Genomic DNA, 17,926 nt, shown 5'->3' with positions numbered 1-17,926 from the left:
CGTGTCCGTGACACACGGGAAGATCTCGTCACGTGAACCGGGTGTCAGAGCCAGGGCATGACAAAGGAAACGATCGGTCCGGCTGTGGCGCCGATCACGCAGGCGCCCATCACGGTGAGGAACTGACTCAGATGCTCCTCCCCGTCCCCCGTCTTCACGGCGAGCGCCATCCGGGTGCCCACGATCAGCAGACCGGCCACACCCGCGGCCGTGACGAGCCAGGCGATCCAGCCGAGGACCGTGTCGAGCGGACCGGTGACCGCGCCGCTGACGGCAAGGGGCGTGTCCATTACGGCGTTTGCCGCGTACAGCAGGCTCATCGGGTACTCCTCTTCCCGGCCGAGAGAGCCGGGCCTCCGGTCAGTCGGGCCAACTGCGCGAGCTCGCGCGGTGGTTCGGCGGCGAGGTCGCCGGTGCGCCATGCGGGCACCCACGGCACGCGGTAGACGTCGATCACCGAGGCGATCACCTTGATGCGCTGGGCGAGTTGGCGGGGCAGCCGCCCGGGCGCGTCCGCGACCAGCACGATGGCGTCGAGGTCGAGTCCCGGCGGCGCGTCGCCGCGCCGGAAGATGTCCAGGGTGTGTGACACGGCCTCCAGCCCCGCGGCGTGCGTCCGCCCGACCAGCAGGACCGAACCGGGCTCGCCCTGGTCGGGCCGGGGCCAGCTGCGGCCCGCGTCATGACCGCCGAAGACGGCGGCGAGCGTCGAGGCGCCGGCGCCGCCGTGGGTGGCGACCCAGGCGAACTCCCGTGCCGTCACCAGGGGTTGGCCGGGGTCGTCCGGCTGCGGATCCTGCCCGCCACCGGTCACCGGCCCGCGTATCCATATCTCGGGCCCGGTCTCGTGCCTGATCTCAGGCCCGCCCGCGCCGTGTTGCGTTCCCTGCGTCGCCTGCATCGCCACTTCCCTTCGTTGTCCGCCCACCGATCTTCACGGCGCGCGGGCGGGTTCGGTAACGGGGCGTGAGTTCCTGGGACGAGCCTGTGACGCGACAGTGACGCGGGGAGCGGGTGTGAGCCGAGAGACTCAACGTCGTACACACAACCGGATCTTGAGGCTGAGGGGAGCCGATGTCCAACGGGGGCGGAAGCACGAGCTGGGTGGTCGGCGGCTGCATCGCCGCCGTGCTCATGCCGGTGATCATGATGGTCGCGGTGAGTGGCGGCGGTGAGGGCGCGGCCGCCGACGGCCAGGGAAGCGCTGTCGGCGGCGGACTCAAGGAGGGCGAGGTGCCGGCGCAGTACGTGCCCTGGGTCCTGAAGGCGGGCGGCATGTGCGACGTCATCAAGCCGGCCGTCATCGCGGCGCAGATCGAGGCGGAGTCGGGCTGGAACCCGAACGCCGTGTCACCGGGGGTCGGCGCCCAGGGCCTGTCGCAGTTCATGCCCGGTACCTGGGTGACCTGGGGCAAGGACGACGACGGCAACGGCCGGGCATCGCCGTTCGACCCGGGTGACGCGATCATGGCGCAGGGCCGCTACGACTGCGCCCTCGCCGAGCAGGTCCAGGGTTACAAGGACCGCGGTGAGGCGTCGGGCGAGACCCTCGACCTGGCGCTCGCGGCGTACAACGCGGGTCCGGGCGCGGTGCATCAGTACCACGGCATGCCGCCGTACCAGGAGACTCAGGGCTACGTCGCCCGTATCAAGTCACTGATATCCAAGTACGAGTCGGTGGACGACGCACCGGGCAAGATTCCGGCGGGGCAGCAGATGGCGATGCCGATCCCCGGCAACCCGCCCATCACCTCCCCGTACGGCATGCGCATGCACCCGATCCTGCACGTCTACAAGCTGCACACGGGTACCGACTTCGGCGCCGCGGCCGGTACGCCGTTCAAGGCGGCCCGTGACGGTACGGTCACCTTCGCGGGCTGGTCCACCGGTTACGGAAACCGCGTGATCATCGACCACGGCACCATCGACGGCGACCACATCGAGACGACGTACAACCACATGTCCGCCCTCAACGTCAGTGTGGGACAGAAGGTCAAGGTCGGGCAGCAGGTCGGCGCGGTCGGCTCGACCGGCTACTCGACCGGACCGCACGCGCACTTCGAGGTCATGCAGAACGGCAAGTACGTGGATCCGGCACCCTGGCTGGGGCTGAAATGACAGCCGACGGGCAGGCGGACCTGCGGGCCGGGGCGAGGGCGGACACGAGGACGGACACTGGGGCGGACATGATGGGGAGGGAGGCGAGGATGCGTACGAGGACGAGCACGAGGGCGAGGGGAAGGGTGACGGTGAGGGCGATCGGCTGTGTCGCGGTGTCCGTGGCGGGGCTCGTCGCGCTGACCGGCTGTGGTCTGCAGGACCAGCGGGTGTCGGGCGCGGGCGGCTCGTCGCCCTCCGCCGCCCCTTCGGTGGCGCCGAAGGCGCCCGTGCCGTCGGGGAAGCCGCTGGGCGCGGACGCGCACGTGCCGAGCCCGAAGGGCGTCGACGCGACGGACGCGACGGCCGTGGCGAAGGCCTGGGCGCAGACGGCGTACGGCTATGACACCAAGTACGACACGAGCCCGCACGACGCCGTACTGCGCTCGGCGCGCTGGTTCACGGCGAGCAAGGCCGCCGACGAGCGCTCGTACCACCCCGCGAGCGGGGCGGGCGACGACTGGAACACCTGGGCGGACCACAAGGCCTGGACGACCGTGTCGGTGTCCTACGACGACGACGGCGACGGTCCCACCGACACCCCGGCCCGCGCCTACCGGGCCCTCTTCGTCGACGGCGAGGCCCACGGCCGCGACGGCTGGACGGGAACGGGCCCGCGCGCGAACGTCTATCTGACGCTGACACGCTCGGGCAAGGGTGAGCCGTGGCGGGTCAGCCAGGTGACGACCGTGGAGGCGGCGGTGCCGCCGTCCGGATCACCGTCACCGTCGTCCGCGGCGTCGTCCTCGTCCGCCGTGACCTCCTCGGCCGCTGGCGCGTCTTCCTGGTCGTCCTCCTCTTTCTCCACCCCGTCCTCCTCTTCCTTCTCTGATCAACCCGTGTGAGGGAACCGATGTCTCGACTCAGCCGCGAACAGAAGCGGGAACTCAAGCGGGCGCAGCGCCGTTCCGTACCGGGTGCCGGTTCCGGGGGACAGGCGGCCCCCGGAGCGACACCCATCGACGTCCACGTGCCGCCGTCCGGGCCCGCGTCGGTCGGCGGCATGCCGATCGTCGCCGCCCCCGGCGAGACCGCCCAGGACGCCGTCCTCAACTACCTCCACCGCCTCGCCCTCGCCACGGGCCACCCGGTCCTCGCGACGGTCCGCGACGAGTGCATCGGCTACGTCGTCCCGCTCCATGTCAACGTGGACGGGGCGAGCCAGTACGCGGGGGAGCCGGTAAGGGTGGGGCCGCCGGCCGGCGCCGAAACGGCTGCGCCGGTGCCGGCCGCGCCGGTGGCGACTCCGGCTGCCGAGGTGCCCGCAGCGCCTCCGGCCCCCGCGGTGCCTGTTGCCCCCGCCGTGCCCGTTGCCCCCGCCGTGCCCGAAACTCCCGAGGCGCCGCCCGTTCCGGCCCGGGACAAGGCCACGCATGTGCTGCGGGCGGTGCAGGAGCCGACCGGTCCCACGCCGTCGACGTTCGTCCTGCGGGCGGTACCGGAACCGGAGCTGGAACCGAAGCCGCTGCCTGTTCCCGAGCCCGCGACGCCGGAGGCTGCGACGCCGCCCGCGCCGCAGGCGCCGCCTGAGCCCGTGGCGAAGCAGGAGCCCGCACCGGCACCCGCTCCGGCACCCGCACCCGCACCCGCTCCGGCGCCCGCACCGGTGGCTGCCCCGACCGGCTCCGCCGCGCCGACGTTCGTGCTGCGCGCGGTGCCGGAGCCGGTCCCGAATCCGACCCCGCAGCCTGCGCCGGAGCCGGTGCAGGACGCCGCCTCGGCTCAGCAAGTGGCCGCCCCCACAGGGGAGTTCGGCCCCGCGACGGGGTTCGGCCCGGCCGTGGAGCCGGTCGGCGGTCCCGTACTGCCGCCGCCTCCCGCACCGATGACCCCGCTGGCGTGGGAGCCGAACAGCAACCAGGCGGCCCCCGCCGTACGCAAGCCCGCGCCGGCCCCGCAGCAGCAGGCGCCCACCCCGAAGCCGGCCGTCATCGACTCCGAGCCGACCCCGCTGCCGGCCCCGCTGCCGAAGATGGCGCCGAAGCCGGCCCCCGTCGTGGCGGAGCTGCCGGTGCTGGAGCCCGAGCCGGAGCCGAAGCCCGCGCCCGTGCGGGGCTTCGACGCGGTCGCGGAGGCCGTGCTGGGCCCGGAGGACGGGTCGGCCTCGGGAGCGGACGCGGAGGAACCGGGTTTCCTCGCGGAGCCGGTGGCCCGGATCAACGATGCCGTGAAGATGGGCCGGATCGAGGCGGCCGCGGAGATGGCCGAGCGGGCCGTCACGGAGGCCTCGGCGTCGCTCGGCCAGGAGCACCCCGAGGTGCTGCGACTGCGCGAACTGACCGCGTACATCGCCTACTTGGCCGGGGACGCGCTCAGGTCCTTCCACCTGTCGCTGGACCTCGCCCAGGTCCGCAGGAGGCATCGGGACCCGCGCGCCGCGTACGGCAACGTGCAGAGCGCGGCGGCGGCCTGGCGCGCGGTCCGCGACCCGTACCAGGGACTGCACCTCGGCCGTGACCTGATCGGCCTGTGGAGCGAACTCGCGGCCGACAGCGGCCCCGCCGCCGACGACATCGAGCAGCTGGAGTCGGCCCGCTCCCGCATGAACCGACTCGCCGAGCGCGCCCGTGCCCTCGCCGACAACCCCTACACCCGGAGCCCGCACGCCCATGGCCAGTGACCAGAACGCCCCGAGGCTTCTGCCCGATCATCCTCGCGGCCGCGGCGACCGTTCGGCCGCCGCGCGCCGCCGCGCGCCCCGCCGCCCCCGGGTCGAGGTGTCCATCAACGAGCTGACCGGCACGATGAGTTGGCGCACGATCCAGCCGGGCGGCGGCAGGGCCGGATCGGCGCACGACCGTACGGGCGGAGATCACGCGGCTACGGCCGACCGCCGGGAAAAGGCCGCTGCCCTGCGCGCCGCGGGCCTGGACCCGGCCCGCGTCGACTCCCGGGGCGCGGCCCCGATTCCGGCGCACCCCGCCGCCGTACGGACTGCGGTGAGCGTCCCCGTGGAGACGCTCACCCCCGACCAGCTCCAGCACCACCTGGCCCGGGTTGGCGCTCTGCACTCCCGTCTCGCGGGCGACGCCTCCCGGGGCACCCGCATGCCGTTGTCGGTCGCCGCCCATCTGCGCTCGTCGGCCACACCGTCCCGCGTGCACGCCCTCACGGCAGAACGATCGTCCGCGGTAAGGGAGTTGGGCAACAGGCCGCAGTTCAACAGGCCCCAGACCAACCGGCCTCAGGCGTACACACCCCAGGCCCCGGCCCCCCGCCGCTGACCCCGGAACACGAAGGCGGCGGCAGCCGAAGAGGCCACGGCTGCCGTCACTGCACGTCGAACTCGTTCCCCTCGGGGTCGGTCATCGTGACCCACTCGCCCCCGGGCTCCTTCACGTGCCGCAGCACGCTCGCGCCGAGTCCCTCCAGCCGCTCGACCTCTGCCGCCCGCCGCTCGGCGCCGACGTGCAGGTCGAGATGGAGCCGGTTCTTCACGGACTTCGCCTCGGGCACCCGCTGGAAGAGCAGCCGGCGCCCGAGCCCGGTCCCGCTCTCCTCCTCGTAGGGATCGTCCGGATGCCGTACGGCGGCCAGGTCCCGCCAGGCCTTGCGACCGTGCGACGCGACGGTCAGCTCGGCCGGTACGGCGCCGAGGCCCAGCAGGCGTTCGATGAGAGGGCTGTTGTCCTCGGCCTGATACCCGAGGGCGGCGGCCCAGAAGTCGGCCTGCGCGTGCGGGTCGGCCGTGTCGATGACGAGCTTCCAGTGCAGGGGAGTGTGCGTCATGTAACCACTTATATTGGTTACATGAGCGAGCGCGCAATGGAATCGCCGGGCCTGACCCTCGTGTCGTACGACGGAAAGCCCTACCGCTTCGATCCGGGTGCGCTCTGTATGGAACTGCTGACGACGGGCGGACCGGGCGTCTTCGCCCGCCACGAGAGCCTGCACGAGCCCGCCGACCTGGTCCGCTGGACGGACCGCAGCCGGCTGCCGCCGGGACTCGAACCGGCCGTGACGCGGTCCGAACTGGAGTCGGCCCGCACCCTGCGCAACGCCCTGTTCCTGATGGCCGCGGACCGAGCCCACGACCGTCCGCTCTCCGCCCGCCACCTGACCGTCGTCAACACGGCCGCTGCCGAGCCCCCGCTCGTCGCCCGCATCGCACCCGACGGCAGCCGCACCTGGGCCCCGTCGGCAACCGGCACCCAGCTGCTCTCCACGATCGCCCGCGACGCCGTCGACCTCTTCACGGGCCCGCACGCGGCCCGCATCCGCGAATGCGCCGCCCACGACTGCTACCTGCTCTTCGTCGACACCTCCCGCCCCGGGCGGCGCCGCTGGTGCGCGATGGAACACTGCGGCAACCGCCACAAGGTGCGGGCACACCGGGCTCGCCGTGGCCCTGCGGAGGCTTGACGGCCGTGAGCTAGCGATCTACGGCTTGACGTTCGCGGTCTACGGCTTGGCGTCCACCGGGTCGGCCCCGGCCACCAGGCTCTCGGGCGCGCTCCGGGCCGCGCCGACCGCCGTGCCGCCGGCGAGGGCGGTGCCGGGGGCGGCCGTTTCCGCCCTGAGCGTGCGTGCCGCCCGGCGAGCGGTGCGCAGGGCGTCCCAGGTCAGCAGCGACAGCGCGAGCCAGACCAGCGCGAAGCCGGCCCAGCGCTCGGGGGGCATGGCCTCGTGGAAGTAGAGGACGCCGAGCAGGAACTGGAAGACGGGCGCCAGGTACTGGAGCAGCCCGAGGGTGGAGAGGGGGACCCGGATCGCGGCCGCGCCGAAGCAGACGAGGGGGAGCGCGGTCACCACACCGGTCGCCGCGAGCAGCGCGGCATGGCCGCCGCCCTGCGCGCCGAAGGTCGCCTCGCCCCTCGACCCCAGCCACAGCAGATAGGCCAGCGCGGGCAGGAACTGGATCGCGGTCTCCGCGGCGAGCGACTCGATGCCGCCGAGGTTGACCTTCTTCTTCACCAGTCCGTACGTGGCGAAGGAGAAGGCGAGGCAGAGGGAGATCCATGGAGGCCGCCCGGCCCCGACGGCGAGCACGACGACCGCGGCGAAGCCGACCCCGACGGCCGTCCACTGCACGGGCCGCAGCCGTTCCTTCAGCAGCAGGACGCCCATGGCTATGGTGACCAGCGGATTGATGAAGTAGCCGAGCGACGCCTCCACCACATGTCCGGTGTTCACGGACCAGATGTAGACGCCCCAGTTGACGGTGATCACGGTCGCCGCAATGGTGATCAGCCCGAGCTTGCGCGGCTGCCGCAGCAGCGGTCCGACCCAGGCCCAGCGCCGCATCACCAGCAGCGCGACGCCGACGACGGCAAGGGACCACGCCATGCGGTGCGCGAGGATCTCGACGGCTCCGGCGGGCTTGAGCAGCGGCCAGAAGAGGGGGACGAGCCCCCACATGCCGTAGGCGGCGAAACCGTTCAGCAGCCCGATGCGCTGCTCGCTCCTGGAGCCCTGCTCACCACTGGCACCCATGGCATCAGTGGCACCCGTGGCACCTGTGGCCCTCGTGCTCCCCGCGGGGCTCACCGCACCCGCCGACCCATCCGACCGCACGGCCACCGGCTCCTCCTTCTCGCGCAGCTGCTCCCGTGCAGCCTTCACGAAGGTAGCGCCGCACACCCCCGCCTGTCATGCCCGTATCGCCATACGGTCATGACAGGCGGGGGTCGGAAGGTGACGCTCGGGGCCCGAGGGGGAGTCAGCCCTTGAGCGCCACCGCGACGGAGTCGGCGATCGGCGTGGTCGGGCGGCCGATCAGCCGGGACAGGTCGCCGCTGGTGACGACCAGCTCGCCCTTCGCGACGGACGCGTCCACCCCGGCCAGGATCTGAGCGACGGGCTCGGGCAGACCGGCGCCGGTGTAGATGCCGGTGAGAACCTCGCCGGAGACCGGGTTCTCGGCGATCTCCTTGCCGGTCTGTCCGCTCAGCTCGGCCGCGTACTCGGCGAAGGACCAGGCCTGGTCGCCGCCCAGCTCGTACGTCTTGTTCTCGTGGCCCTCGCCGGTCAGTACGGCCACGGCGGCGGCCGCGTAGTCGGCGCGTGCGGCGGAGGAGACGCGGCCCTGGCCGGCGGCGTGGGTGACGGCGTTGTACTGGAGCACCGGGGCGAGCTGCTCGGTGTAGTTCTCGTTGTACCAGCCGTTGCGCAGCAGTACGTACGGCAGCCCGGACTCCAGGAGGGCCTGTTCGGTGCCGCGGTGGTCGTCGGCGAGGGCGGCCGTGAGGCCCCCGGGGGCGCTGGTGTAGGCGAGGAGCGCGACACCCGCCGCCTTGGCCGCGTCCAGGACGACCCGGTGCTGGGCGACACGGTCGTTGCCGACCTCGCTGCCGGAGATCAGCAGCACCTTGTCGCCGGCGGAGAGGACGTCGTCGAAGGTCTCGGGCGCGCTGTAGTCGGCAACGGCGATCTTCACCCCGCGGGCGGCGAAGCCGGCGGCCTTCTCCGCGTTGCGGACCACGGCCGTGATCTCCTCGGCCGGAACCTTCTCCAGCAGACCCTCGATGACGAACCGGCCGAGGTTTCCGGTGGCTCCGGTGACGACGATGCTCATGATGACAACTCCTTGTGGGGTGGCGATGCACTAACCATAGGAGGTGCGCTAACTCTGCGAAAGTACCCACTTTGAAGTAAGGTACTGGCATGGCCGTAAGTGGAGCAGACGCTCGGACACCCGTCACGAAGACGAAGTGGAACGTCGCCGGCGAGGAGATGTGCCCCCATCGCCTCGTCCTCGAACACGTCACCAGCCGCTGGGGCGTCCTCGTCCTGATCCAGCTCCTGGAGCACCCGCACCGCTTCAGCGAGCTGCGCCGGGCCATCGGCCGCGTCAGCGAGAAGATGCTCGCCCAGACCCTCCAGACCCTGGAACGCGACGGCCTGCTCCACCGCGACGCCAAGCCGGTCATCCCGCCCCGCGTCGACTACTCCCTCACCGACCTGGGCCGCGAGGCGGCGGAGCAGGTGCGGGGGCTGGCGGAGTGGACCGAGCGGCGCATGGGGCGCGTGGCCGAGGCACGGCAGGCGTACGACGAGGGCCGCGCCGCCGACTGAACGAATGCGACGGCGCATGCTGGGCACAAGTACCTCAGGGCGTTGGTCGGCACCCGTTCTATGACTCCGTGCGCCCCCTCTCCGCCTCCCACGCCGGGTGGATTCCCTCGGCACCCTGGGAAGTGGGCTCTGATACCCACCGTTCGCCGCTCCGCACCGCCCAGTTCATCCTGTTCAACTCCGCTCATCGCGGGCCGGCGCCGGGCTGTTCGACTCGGGGGTTCATTTGACATGGCCACACAGAAGCTGGGCGTCCGGAGGATCGGTTCTGCGACATGGTCGGGGGCGGTGGGTCGAATGAGCGCACCCTTTCGACGCCCGTCACGCCGCCGACGTCAGGAGGAGCTCACACAGGATCTCCTGCGCCAGCTCGCCGGTGTGGCGGAGGAGATTCGCCACGCCAACCTCATCCAGCTGCAACGGCTCATCGTCGGCCAGGTGGACCGCGCGATGGCGGATCCGGCGCTGATGGCCGCCATGAGCACCCTGGACGACCTGCCGGACTTCAAGCGCCGCCAGCTTCTCTTCGTGAACCGCGAGTACGCCACGATCCTGCTCGCCTACCGCATCGGCTCCGTCAGCTGGGGTGAACTGCTGGGCCACCTACGGGTGTTGTGCCGCAACTCGGTCTTCGCCGACTACTGGGAGCGCACCGCCGAACATCGCCGCAGCCTGCCGGGCGAGTCTATTGAGGCAAAAGTGGGGGAAGCGGTTGATGTGATTATGGAGGAATTGGCTGAGGGGCCGGACGAGTGGTGGGTGGTGGGGCCTTCACCTGAGGGGTGATATTCATTTGTCTACTTGGCGGGGGAGTCGGCCAATAGGGGAGTCGACAAATTGGTCAGTTGCTTCAATGACTGGTCTTTGATTACGCCCACCGTATTGGGCACAATGTCGCTGCCGTCTGTGAATCGTGATGCCCGTGCTCTCCCTGATGACCGCGGGGACACCGTGTCACGCACTGCATGCAGGATCCGCAGTTAGCAACGGTGGCCGTACTGCACACATCGCGGCCCTTCCATGTGCTTTGGGCTTCGAGAGTCCTGCCGGGCGGTGTTTTCCTCCGTCGGCGTGTTCACGTGTGCTTTGGCGGCTGGCGGGGCCGCCTCGCCTCTGGGAGACATCCGTCGTGAAGATTGTCCGCCGCATTGGAGACTCGCCGAAAATCAGGGGAAGCCTTACTGGCGAGACGTGTCCGGACGTCTTCGAGCTCAGTGACGGCAACTTCGCTGTGATCGGCACCGAGGCCACCGAGATGCTCGACTCGGAACTCCCCGCGGACGCCGGCCGTGCCGACTACGAACGCATCGTGATCATCTCCCGCGAGACCCTCATCCGCGCCAAGAGGGACATCCCCGACGCCTGAGCCGTACGAATGGTGAGGGCCTGGGTACGGCGCTCGTACCCAGGCCCTCTTCTGTGCTCTGTGCTCGGAGCCGTCAGCCCACGACCGTCCACGTGTCGCCGCCCGCGAGCAGCGCGGCCAGATCCCCCTTGCCGTTCTGTTCGATCGCCGTGTCGAGCTGGTCGGCCATCTGGGTGTCGTACACCGGTCGGTCCACCGAGCGCAGGACGCCGATGGGGGTGTGGTGCAGGGTGTCCGGGTCGGCGAGCCGGGACAGGGCGAACGCCGTTGTCGACGAAGCCGCGTGGGCGTCGTGGACCAGGACCTGTGCCTCGTTCTCCGCCGTCACCGTGACCACCTTCAGGTCGCCGCTCTGCGCGTCGCGTACAACACCGCGCGCACCGTCCGCGCCGAAGCGGATCGGCTGCCCGTGCTCAAGCCGGATCACCGCTTCCTCGGCCTGCTGCTTGTCCTTCAGCACCTCGAAGGCGCCGTCGTTGAAGATGTTGCAGTTCTGGTAGATCTCGACGAGGGCCGTGCCCGGGTGAGCGGCGGCCTGCCGCAGGACCTCGGTGAGGTGCTTGCGGTCGGAGTCCACCGTCCGCGCCACGAACGACGCCTCCGCGCCGATCGCCAGGGACACCGGGTTGAAGGGCGCGTCGAGCGAGCCCATCGGCGTCGACTTGGTGATCTTTCCGACCTCGGAGGTCGGGCTGTACTGGCCCTTGGTGAGGCCGTAGATGCGGTTGTTGAAGAGCAGGATCTTCAGGTTGACGTTGCGGCGCAGTGCGTGGATGAGGTGGTTGCCGCCGATGGACAGCGCGTCGCCGTCACCGGTGACCACCCAGACGCTCAAGTCCCGCCGGGAGGAGGCCAGTCCGGTCGCGATGGCGGGAGCGCGGCCATGGATGGAGTGCATCCCGTACGTGTTCATGTAGTACGGGAAGCGGGACGAGCAGCCGATGCCGGAGACGAAGACGACGTTCTCCTTCGCCAGGCCCAGTTCGGGCATGAAGCCCTGCACCGCGGCGAGGACCGCGTAGTCACCGCAGCCGGGGCACCAGCGCACTTCCTGATCGGACTTGAAGTCCTTCATGGACTGCCTGGCCTCGGCCTTGGGAACGAGAGAAAGCGCCTCGATCGTGCCCGTGCCTTCCGTGGTCGTCTCAGCCATCGATGGCCTCCTTGAGAGCCGTGGCGAGCTGCTCAGCCTTGAACGGCATTCCGTTGACCTGGTTGTACGACTGCGCGTCCACCAGGTACTTGGCCCTGACGAGCGTGGCGAGCTGACCGAGGTTCATCTCGGGGATCACCACCTTGTCGTAACGCTTCAGTACCGTACCGAGATTCCTCGGGAAGGGGTTGAGGTGGCGTAGATGGGCCTGGGCGATGGGTTCCCCGGCCGCGCGCAGTCGCCGTACGGCGGCGGTGATGGGTCCGTAGGTGGATCCCCAGCCCAGGACGAGGGTGCCCGCTTCGTGGGGGTCGTCGACGTCGAGGTCGGGGACGTCGATGCCGTCGATCTTGGCCTGGCGGGTGCGGACCATGAACTCGTGGTTGGCGGGGTCGTAGGAGATGTTGCCGGTGCCGTCCTGCTTCTCGATCCCGCCGATCCGGTGTTCCAGCCCCGGGGTGCCCGGGATGGCCCACGGGCGGGCCAGGGTCTGCGGGTCACGCTTGTAGGGCCAGAACACCTCGGTGCCGTCGTCCAGGGTGTGGTTGGGGCCCTGCGCGAACTGCACCCGCAGATCCGGCAGTTCATCGATCTCCGGGATCCGCCACGGCTCCGAGCCGTTGGCGAGATAACCGTCCGAGAGCAGGAACACCGGCGTGCGGTAGGTCAGCGCGATCCGGGCCGCCTCCAGCGCCGCGGTGAAACAGTCCGCCGGGGTGCGCGGCGCGATCACCGGGACCGGCGCCTCCCCGTTGCGCCCGTACATCGCCTGCAACAGATCGGCCTGCTCGGTCTTCGTCGGCAACCCCGTCGAGGGGCCGCCGCGCTGGATGTCGATGACCAGCAACGGCAGTTCCAGACTCACCGCCAGCCCGATCGTCTCCGACTTCAGGGCCACGCCGGGGCCGGAGGTGGTCGTCACCGCCAGCGAGCCGCCGAACGCGGCCCCCAGCGCCGCACCGATCCCGGCGATCTCGTCCTCCGCCTGGAAGGTCCGCACCCCGAAGTTCTTGTGCCTGGACAACTCGTGCAGGATGTCCGAGGCCGGTGTGATCGGATACGAGCCCAGATACAGCGGCAGATCGGCCTGCCGGCCCGCCGCGATCAGCCCGTACGCCAACGCCAAGTTGCCGGAGATGTTGCGATAGGTACCGGTCGGGAACGCTGCGCTGGCCGGCGCGACCTCATAGGAGACCGCGAAGTCCTCCGTCGTCTCACCGAAGTTCCACCCCGCCCGAAACGCCGCGATGTTCGCCGCCGCGATCTGGGGCTTCTTCGCGAACTTCGCCTGCAAAAACCGTTCGGTACCCTCGGTCGGCCGGTGATACATCCACGACAGCAGGCCCAGCGCGAACATGTTCTTCGACCGGTCCGCGTCCTTGCGGGCCAGCCCGAAGTCCTTCAGCGCCTCCACCGTCAACGTCGTCAACGGCACCGGATGCAGCTGATAGCCGTCCAACGACCCGTCCTCCAACGGCGAGACGTCGTAGCCGACCTTCTGCATCGCCCGCTTCGTGAACTCGTCCGTGTTCACGATGATCTCCGCACCCCGCGGCAGATCCCCCACATTCGCCTTCAACGCCGCCGGGTTCATCGCCACCAGCACATTCGGCGCATCCCCCGGCGTCAGAATGTCATGATCCGCGAAATGCAACTGGAACGACGAAACGCCCGGCAGAGTACCTGCGGGCGCCCGGATCTCGGCAGGGAAGTTCGGCAGCGTCGACAGATCATTGCCGAACGAAGCCGTCTCGGAAGTGAACCGGTCCCCGGTGAGCTGCATACCATCACCGGAATCCCCCGCAAACCGGATAATCACCCGGTCCAGACGGCGCACGTCCTTCGTCCCCGCCGGTTTGCGCTGTTCTCCTACGACGGCTTCGTCGGCCTGTTCCGCTGGGCTACTGACCTGGCTCGTCACTGAACTGGACCTCCCTCGAGGCGGCTTTTCGGGAGTGGCCGTCCCACCGACCTTCCCAGGATCAACCCTACGTCGGTAAGGGTCGCCTTCCCTCGGACATTCGCATGATGGACACCGATTTGAGACGACCTGGCGCCCTGATTTGCCATGATTTGTTCGCCCCCCAGCGCTTCCTTGAAAGACGCTCCCCATTCGTCCGTGGTTCTGGCTTCATGGGCCTTCGCGATGCGGACCTCGCAGGACAACTGACACAGTGTCAGTTCTTCAGGAGTTGAGGTAGGTCAGTACGGCCAGAACACGCCGGTGATCCCCGTCGCTCGGCGACAGGCCCAGCTTCAGGAAGATGTTGCTGACGTGCTTCTCGACCGCGCCGTCGCTCACCACCAGCTGGCGGGCGATGGCCGAGTTCGTCCGTCCCTCGGCCATCAGCCCCAGGACCTCGCGCTCGCGCGGGGTGAGGCCCTTGAGCACGTCCTGCTTGCGGCTCCGCCCGAGCAGCTGTGCCACCACCTCGGGGTCCAGCGCCGTGCCTCCCCGGGCCACCCGCACCACCGCGTCGACGAACTCACGCACCTCGGCTACCCGGTCCTTGAGCAGATAGCCGACCCCGTGACTCGAACCCGCGAGCAGTTCGGTGGCGTACTGCTCCTCCACGTACTGCGACAGCACCAGGACGCCGAGCCCCGGGTGCGCCTTGCGCAGCTGTACGGCGGCCCGGACGCCCTCGTCGGTGTGGGTCGGCGGCATCCGCACATCGGCGACGACGACGTCCGGCAGCTCGTTCTGGGTCGCCAGCTCGGTGATCGTCTTGATCAGCGCGTCACCGTCCCCGACGCCCGCCACCACGTCGTGCCCGCGGTCGGTCAGCAACCGGGTCAGGCCCTCCCTGAGCAGCACTGAATCCTCGGCGATGACGACCCGCACCCTGTCCTCCACGATTTTCTTCCCCCCACAGCCCGTCCCCGGCCCGCACCGGTCGGGTCCCCGTTCACGACAGATCCCAGCATCCCAGCATCGGGGCTGAGTGGAGAGGTTTTAGCCGGTCCGGCGTTTGAGGACGGGCGCGAAGCACGGCAGGGGGAGAGCCGGGAGGGGGGCGAAGCCCCCAGGACAACGGGCAGGGCAGGGGCAAAGGGGGGGCGACTGCATACGTCAGCGGCTCCGCCGCGGGCCCGGCGGAGCCGCTCCGGCGCCCGTCACCCCCGCCAGGGCAGCTCCGCCGTGATCCGGGTGGGCCCGGCCACCGGCGAGTCCACCACCAGAATCCCGTCGACCGCGTCGAGCCGCTCCGCGAGGCCCCCCAGCCCCGACCCGCCCGACACATCCGCTCCACCCACACCGTTGTCCGTGACCTGGATCATCAACCGGTTCTCGACCCGCCACACGTCGACCATGGCCATGGTCGCCCGGGAGTGCTTGCTGATGTTCTGCAGCAGCTCGGACACCGTGAAGTAGGCGATCCCCTCGATGGCGGGCGCGGGCCGGGACGGCAGATCCACCTCGACCTGCACCGGCACCGTGCAGCGGGAGGCCACCGCGGACAGCGCGGCATCCAGCCCGCGGTCGGTCAGCACCGCGGGATGGATCCCGCGCGCCAGATCCCGCAGCTCCTGCAACGCCGTCTTCACCTCACCGTGCGCCTCGCCCACCATGCGCGCCGCGGCCTGCGGGTCCTCGGTCAGCTTCTCCTTGGCCAGGCCCAGATCCATGGCCAGGGCGACCAGCCGGGCCTGCGCCCCGTCGTGCAGATCGCGCTCGATACGGCGCAGATCGGCCGCGGCCGTGTCGACGACCACACCGCGGTCCGACTCCAGCTCCACCACGCGTGTGGCCAGCTTCGACGGCCCGAGCAGCCCGTGCACCATCAGCCCGTCCACCGTCGTCAGCGCCCGCACGATCCACGGTGTGGCCATCGTGAACAGCAGGCCCACCAGCGCGGTCACCCCGATCTCGAAGGGGTTGTCGAGGTAGATGGCGTGCGTGGCGTCGCCGTAGAGCTGGAGCCCGCCCTGTCCGCCGTACATCGGGAAGATCCAGAACCACAGCGGATACGTCAGCAGGGCCCAGCCGTACACCCAGAAGTTCAGCGCGACGACGAACGAGAACACGGCCCACGGGAAGTGCAGCACCGCGTACAGCAGATGCCGCCAGGACGTGCCGCTCTTGAGGACCGCCCCCATCCACGCCATCGCCCCGCTCTTCTTCATCCGCAGCGGCTCCGGCTCGGACACCTCCAGGCCGAGCAGCCCGCGCGCCCGTGCCCGCTCCAGCGAGCCGAGACCGCGGCAGCCCGCCAGGGCGGCGGCGAGCACCGGGACGCCGAGGAAGGTGATCAGCAGGCCGGCGCCGAGCGAGACCATCGTGACGGCGAACGTGAAGAAAAGGATGCTGATCGGGAGGCTGAGCATCACATAGCCGAACTCGCGCCAGGTGCGGGCCTCGACCGGCGCCCGCAGGGGGGCGGGCAGGAGGTGCTTCCGCTCACCGTTGTCCGCCCTGCCTGCCCCGTCCGCCCCGTGGAATCCGGGACCACTGTGAGACCCGTACCCCTGTCCGTACTCCGTGGCCATCGGTGTCGTCCGTTCTACTCGGCTCTGCTCGGCTGCCCGGCGGCTCGTCCGCTTGTACCTCCACCTTGCTGGCCGTGGGGCCCTTACGGCCATGGAGTGCGTCGGCGTCTTGGGGCGGGGGTTTTCCCTACCTCGGGCTGACCTCGGGCATACGGAGGGGCGGGACCGCCAGGACGGGCCTGCGGCTTCCGGGGACGCGAACGCCACGCCCGGCGAGCCGTGGGCTCGCCGGGCGTTCGTACGCCTGCCGGGGGCGGGCCTAGTGCGCAGGCCTGCCCTCGCGGTCCCGCCACGGCAGTTCCGCGGTGATGGTGGTCGGGCCGCCGACCGGCGAGTCGATGACGAACAGACCGTCGACCGCGCCCAGCCGGTCCGCGAGCCCCGCCATCCCCGTACCGCCGTCGAGGGCGGCACCGCCCCGTCCGTCGTCCTGGACCTGGATCAGCAGTCGCGTGTCGGACCGCCACACATCGACGGACGCGGTCCGCGCCCCGCTGTGCTTGCTGACGTTCTGGAGCAGCTCGGAGACGGTGAAATAGGCGATGCCCTCGATGGCCGCCGCGGGCCTCGCCGGGAGGTCGGCCGTCACCTTCACCGGCACGGTGCACCGCGAGGCGACTGCCGACAGGGCCGCGTCCAGCCCGCGGTCGGTGAGGACCGCCGGGTGGATGCCGCGCGCCAGGTCGCGCAGTTCCTGAAGAGCGAGCTTCACCTCGCCGTGCGCCTCGTCGACCATGGCCGCGACCTGCTCGTCGGCCTGGCCCTCCAGGAGCTTCTCCTTCGCGAGGCCGAGCCCCATCGCGAGATTGACCAGCCGGGCCTGCGCCCCGTCGTGCAGATCGCGCTCGATACGGCGCAGGTCGGCCGCCGCCGTGTCCACGACGACCCCGCGGTCCGACTCCAGCTCGGCGATACGTCGCTCCAGTTCGTCGGAGGGTGACAGCAGCCCCCGCACCAGGGCGCGGTCCACGTTCGTCAGCCCCCGCGCCAGGAACGGCAGCACCGGCCACAGCACGAACAGCGACACCAGCGTGATCGTGAACGTCGCGATGCCCCACGGCAGCCGTATGAACTCGTACAGCGTCGTCCGCCACGCGACCGGGTCCTTCAGGCTCGACCACAGCCACCCGAAGAAGCCGGTGTCGCGCACCGGCAGCGGGCTCGGCTCCTCGACCCGTACGCCGAGCAGCTTGCGCGCCCGCGCCCGCTCCGCCTTGCCCAACTGCCGCACCCCGCGCAGTCCGCCGGCGAGCAGCGGCAGTCCGATCACCGTCACCGCGAGCCCCGCGCCGGTGGCGATCAGCGTCGCGACGTAGGTGAAGCCGACGATCGCGAGCGGCAGATTGGCGAGGAGATGCGCGATCTCCTTCCACGTCTGCCCGTCGAGGGCGAAGCGGACGGGCGGCAGACGGTCGCTGTCGGATGCGCCGTCGGACGGGACGTCGTAGCTGCCGTTGTAGTTGTCGTCGTGTGAGCCGACGACGGGCGTCCCCGGCCCGTGCGTGGTGATGCGTTCGGTCATGTCCGCAAGCCTGCCGGGCCGCGGGCCGCAGCGCCATGAGGCGGACCGCCCGGATGTCCTGGGGAAAACCCCACCCCGCCGCTCGAAAAGTCCTGGCGAGGGTGCCTGCGAGCACCCTCGCGCAGGGCAACGCGTGACGGGCTGCTTACCGTCCCTTTAGCAGGCCCTAGACTCCGGGGCGTACAGATCGTCGAACACTGGGTTCAAGGAGCGAGGGGCGGAC

At 70.5% G+C, this 17,926-nt stretch carries 18 protein-coding genes; 8 read left to right on the top strand and 10 right to left on the bottom strand.

The window, feature by feature from the left end:
* Positions 1-44: 44 nt before the first annotated feature.
* Positions 45-320, bottom strand: a complete 276-nt coding sequence (locus tag AB5J56_RS19060; protein ID WP_369233929.1) for a hypothetical protein — start codon at positions 318-320, stop codon at positions 45-47.
* On the bottom strand, positions 317-901 hold the full coding sequence (locus AB5J56_RS19055) for a DUF6668 family protein (RefSeq protein ID WP_369233928.1): 585 nt from the start codon (positions 899-901) through the stop codon (positions 317-319). Before AB5J56_RS19055 ends, AB5J56_RS19060 begins: the two co-directional genes overlap by 4 nt.
* Before the next feature lie 173 nt (positions 902-1,074).
* Here AB5J56_RS19055 and AB5J56_RS19050 point away from each other — a divergent pair, with 173 nt between their 5' ends.
* The 4 genes from AB5J56_RS19050 to AB5J56_RS19035 all read left to right on the top strand — a co-directional run bounded on the left by AB5J56_RS19050 (position 1,075) and on the right by AB5J56_RS19035 (position 5,381).
* On the top strand, positions 1,075-2,118 hold the full coding sequence (locus AB5J56_RS19050; RefSeq protein ID WP_369233927.1) for a peptidoglycan DD-metalloendopeptidase family protein: 1,044 nt from the start codon (positions 1,075-1,077) through the stop codon (positions 2,116-2,118).
* Between the two features lie 131 nt (positions 2,119-2,249).
* Entirely contained in the window at positions 2,250-3,002 is a 753-nt protein-coding gene (locus AB5J56_RS19045) for a hypothetical protein (RefSeq protein ID WP_369233926.1), read from the top strand.
* Positions 3,003-3,010: 8 nt separating this feature from the next.
* Positions 3,011-4,777 (top strand): hypothetical protein, encoded by a 1,767-nt coding sequence (locus AB5J56_RS19040; RefSeq protein WP_369233925.1) that lies wholly within the window; start codon positions 3,011-3,013, stop codon positions 4,775-4,777.
* Positions 4,767-5,381: a hypothetical protein gene (locus AB5J56_RS19035; protein WP_369233924.1), complete on the top strand. Its 615-nt coding sequence runs from the start codon at positions 4,767-4,769 to the stop codon at positions 5,379-5,381. The genes AB5J56_RS19040 and AB5J56_RS19035 overlap by 11 nt, the downstream gene beginning before the upstream one ends.
* Before the next feature lie 46 nt (positions 5,382-5,427).
* Here AB5J56_RS19035 and AB5J56_RS19030 read toward each other — a convergent pair whose 3' ends face one another.
* On the bottom strand, positions 5,428-5,886 hold the full coding sequence (locus AB5J56_RS19030; protein ID WP_369233923.1) for a VOC family protein: 459 nt from the start codon (positions 5,884-5,886) through the stop codon (positions 5,428-5,430).
* Between the two features lie 21 nt (positions 5,887-5,907).
* Between AB5J56_RS19030 and AB5J56_RS19025 the strand changes: the two genes are divergently transcribed.
* Positions 5,908-6,519 carry an ABATE domain-containing protein gene (locus AB5J56_RS19025; RefSeq protein ID WP_369233922.1) on the top strand — a complete coding sequence of 204 codons (612 nt, stop codon included), beginning with the start codon at positions 5,908-5,910 and terminating at the stop codon, positions 6,517-6,519.
* Between the two features lie 39 nt (positions 6,520-6,558).
* Here the strand turns inward: AB5J56_RS19025 and rarD are convergent, their stop codons facing one another.
* On the bottom strand, positions 6,559-7,590 hold the full coding sequence (gene rarD / locus AB5J56_RS19020; protein ID WP_369233921.1) for an EamA family transporter RarD: 1,032 nt from the start codon (positions 7,588-7,590) through the stop codon (positions 6,559-6,561).
* Between the two features lie 226 nt (positions 7,591-7,816).
* Positions 7,817-8,671, bottom strand: a complete 855-nt coding sequence (locus AB5J56_RS19015; RefSeq protein ID WP_369233920.1) for an SDR family oxidoreductase — start codon at positions 8,669-8,671, stop codon at positions 7,817-7,819.
* A gap of 89 nt (positions 8,672-8,760) precedes the next feature.
* Here AB5J56_RS19015 and AB5J56_RS19010 point away from each other — a divergent pair, with 89 nt between their 5' ends.
* The 3 genes from AB5J56_RS19010 to AB5J56_RS19000 all read left to right on the top strand — a co-directional run bounded on the left by AB5J56_RS19010 (position 8,761) and on the right by AB5J56_RS19000 (position 10,537).
* A complete protein-coding gene (locus tag AB5J56_RS19010; RefSeq protein ID WP_369233919.1) occupies positions 8,761-9,171 on the top strand; it encodes a winged helix-turn-helix transcriptional regulator in 411 nt (136 codons plus the stop codon).
* 231 nt (positions 9,172-9,402) lie between these two features.
* Entirely contained in the window at positions 9,403-9,957 is a 555-nt protein-coding gene (locus AB5J56_RS19005) for a DUF6082 family protein (RefSeq protein WP_369233918.1), read from the top strand.
* A 343-nt stretch (positions 9,958-10,300) separates the two neighbouring features.
* Complete coding sequence (locus tag AB5J56_RS19000; RefSeq protein WP_369233917.1) at positions 10,301-10,537, top strand: hypothetical protein; 237 nt, start codon at positions 10,301-10,303, stop codon at positions 10,535-10,537.
* Between the two features lie 73 nt (positions 10,538-10,610).
* Here AB5J56_RS19000 and AB5J56_RS18995 read toward each other — a convergent pair whose 3' ends face one another.
* The 5 genes from AB5J56_RS18995 to AB5J56_RS18975 form a co-directional block, all read right to left on the bottom strand.
* Complete coding sequence (locus tag AB5J56_RS18995; protein ID WP_369233916.1) at positions 10,611-11,690, bottom strand: 2-oxoacid:ferredoxin oxidoreductase subunit beta; 1,080 nt, start codon at positions 11,688-11,690, stop codon at positions 10,611-10,613.
* A complete protein-coding gene (locus tag AB5J56_RS18990; RefSeq protein WP_369233915.1) occupies positions 11,683-13,611 on the bottom strand; it encodes a 2-oxoacid:acceptor oxidoreductase subunit alpha in 1,929 nt (642 codons plus the stop codon). The genes AB5J56_RS18995 and AB5J56_RS18990 overlap by 8 nt, the downstream gene beginning before the upstream one ends.
* Positions 13,612-13,875: 264 nt before the next feature.
* Positions 13,876-14,535, bottom strand: a complete 660-nt coding sequence (locus AB5J56_RS18985; protein WP_369242644.1) for a response regulator — start codon at positions 14,533-14,535, stop codon at positions 13,876-13,878.
* Positions 14,536-14,807: 272 nt separating this feature from the next.
* On the bottom strand, positions 14,808-16,181 hold the full coding sequence (locus AB5J56_RS18980) for a sensor histidine kinase (protein ID WP_369233914.1): 1,374 nt from the start codon (positions 16,179-16,181) through the stop codon (positions 14,808-14,810).
* Between the two features lie 259 nt (positions 16,182-16,440).
* On the bottom strand, positions 16,441-17,703 hold the full coding sequence (locus AB5J56_RS18975) for a sensor histidine kinase (RefSeq protein WP_369233913.1): 1,263 nt from the start codon (positions 17,701-17,703) through the stop codon (positions 16,441-16,443).
* Between the last annotated feature and the right edge of the window lie 223 nt (positions 17,704-17,926).

The organism is Streptomyces sp. R21, assembly GCF_041051975.1.
In the GTDB taxonomy this organism is placed as follows: Bacteria; Actinomycetota; Actinomycetes; order Streptomycetales; family Streptomycetaceae; genus Streptomyces.
This window is presented reverse-complemented; position numbering and strand designations above follow the sequence as displayed.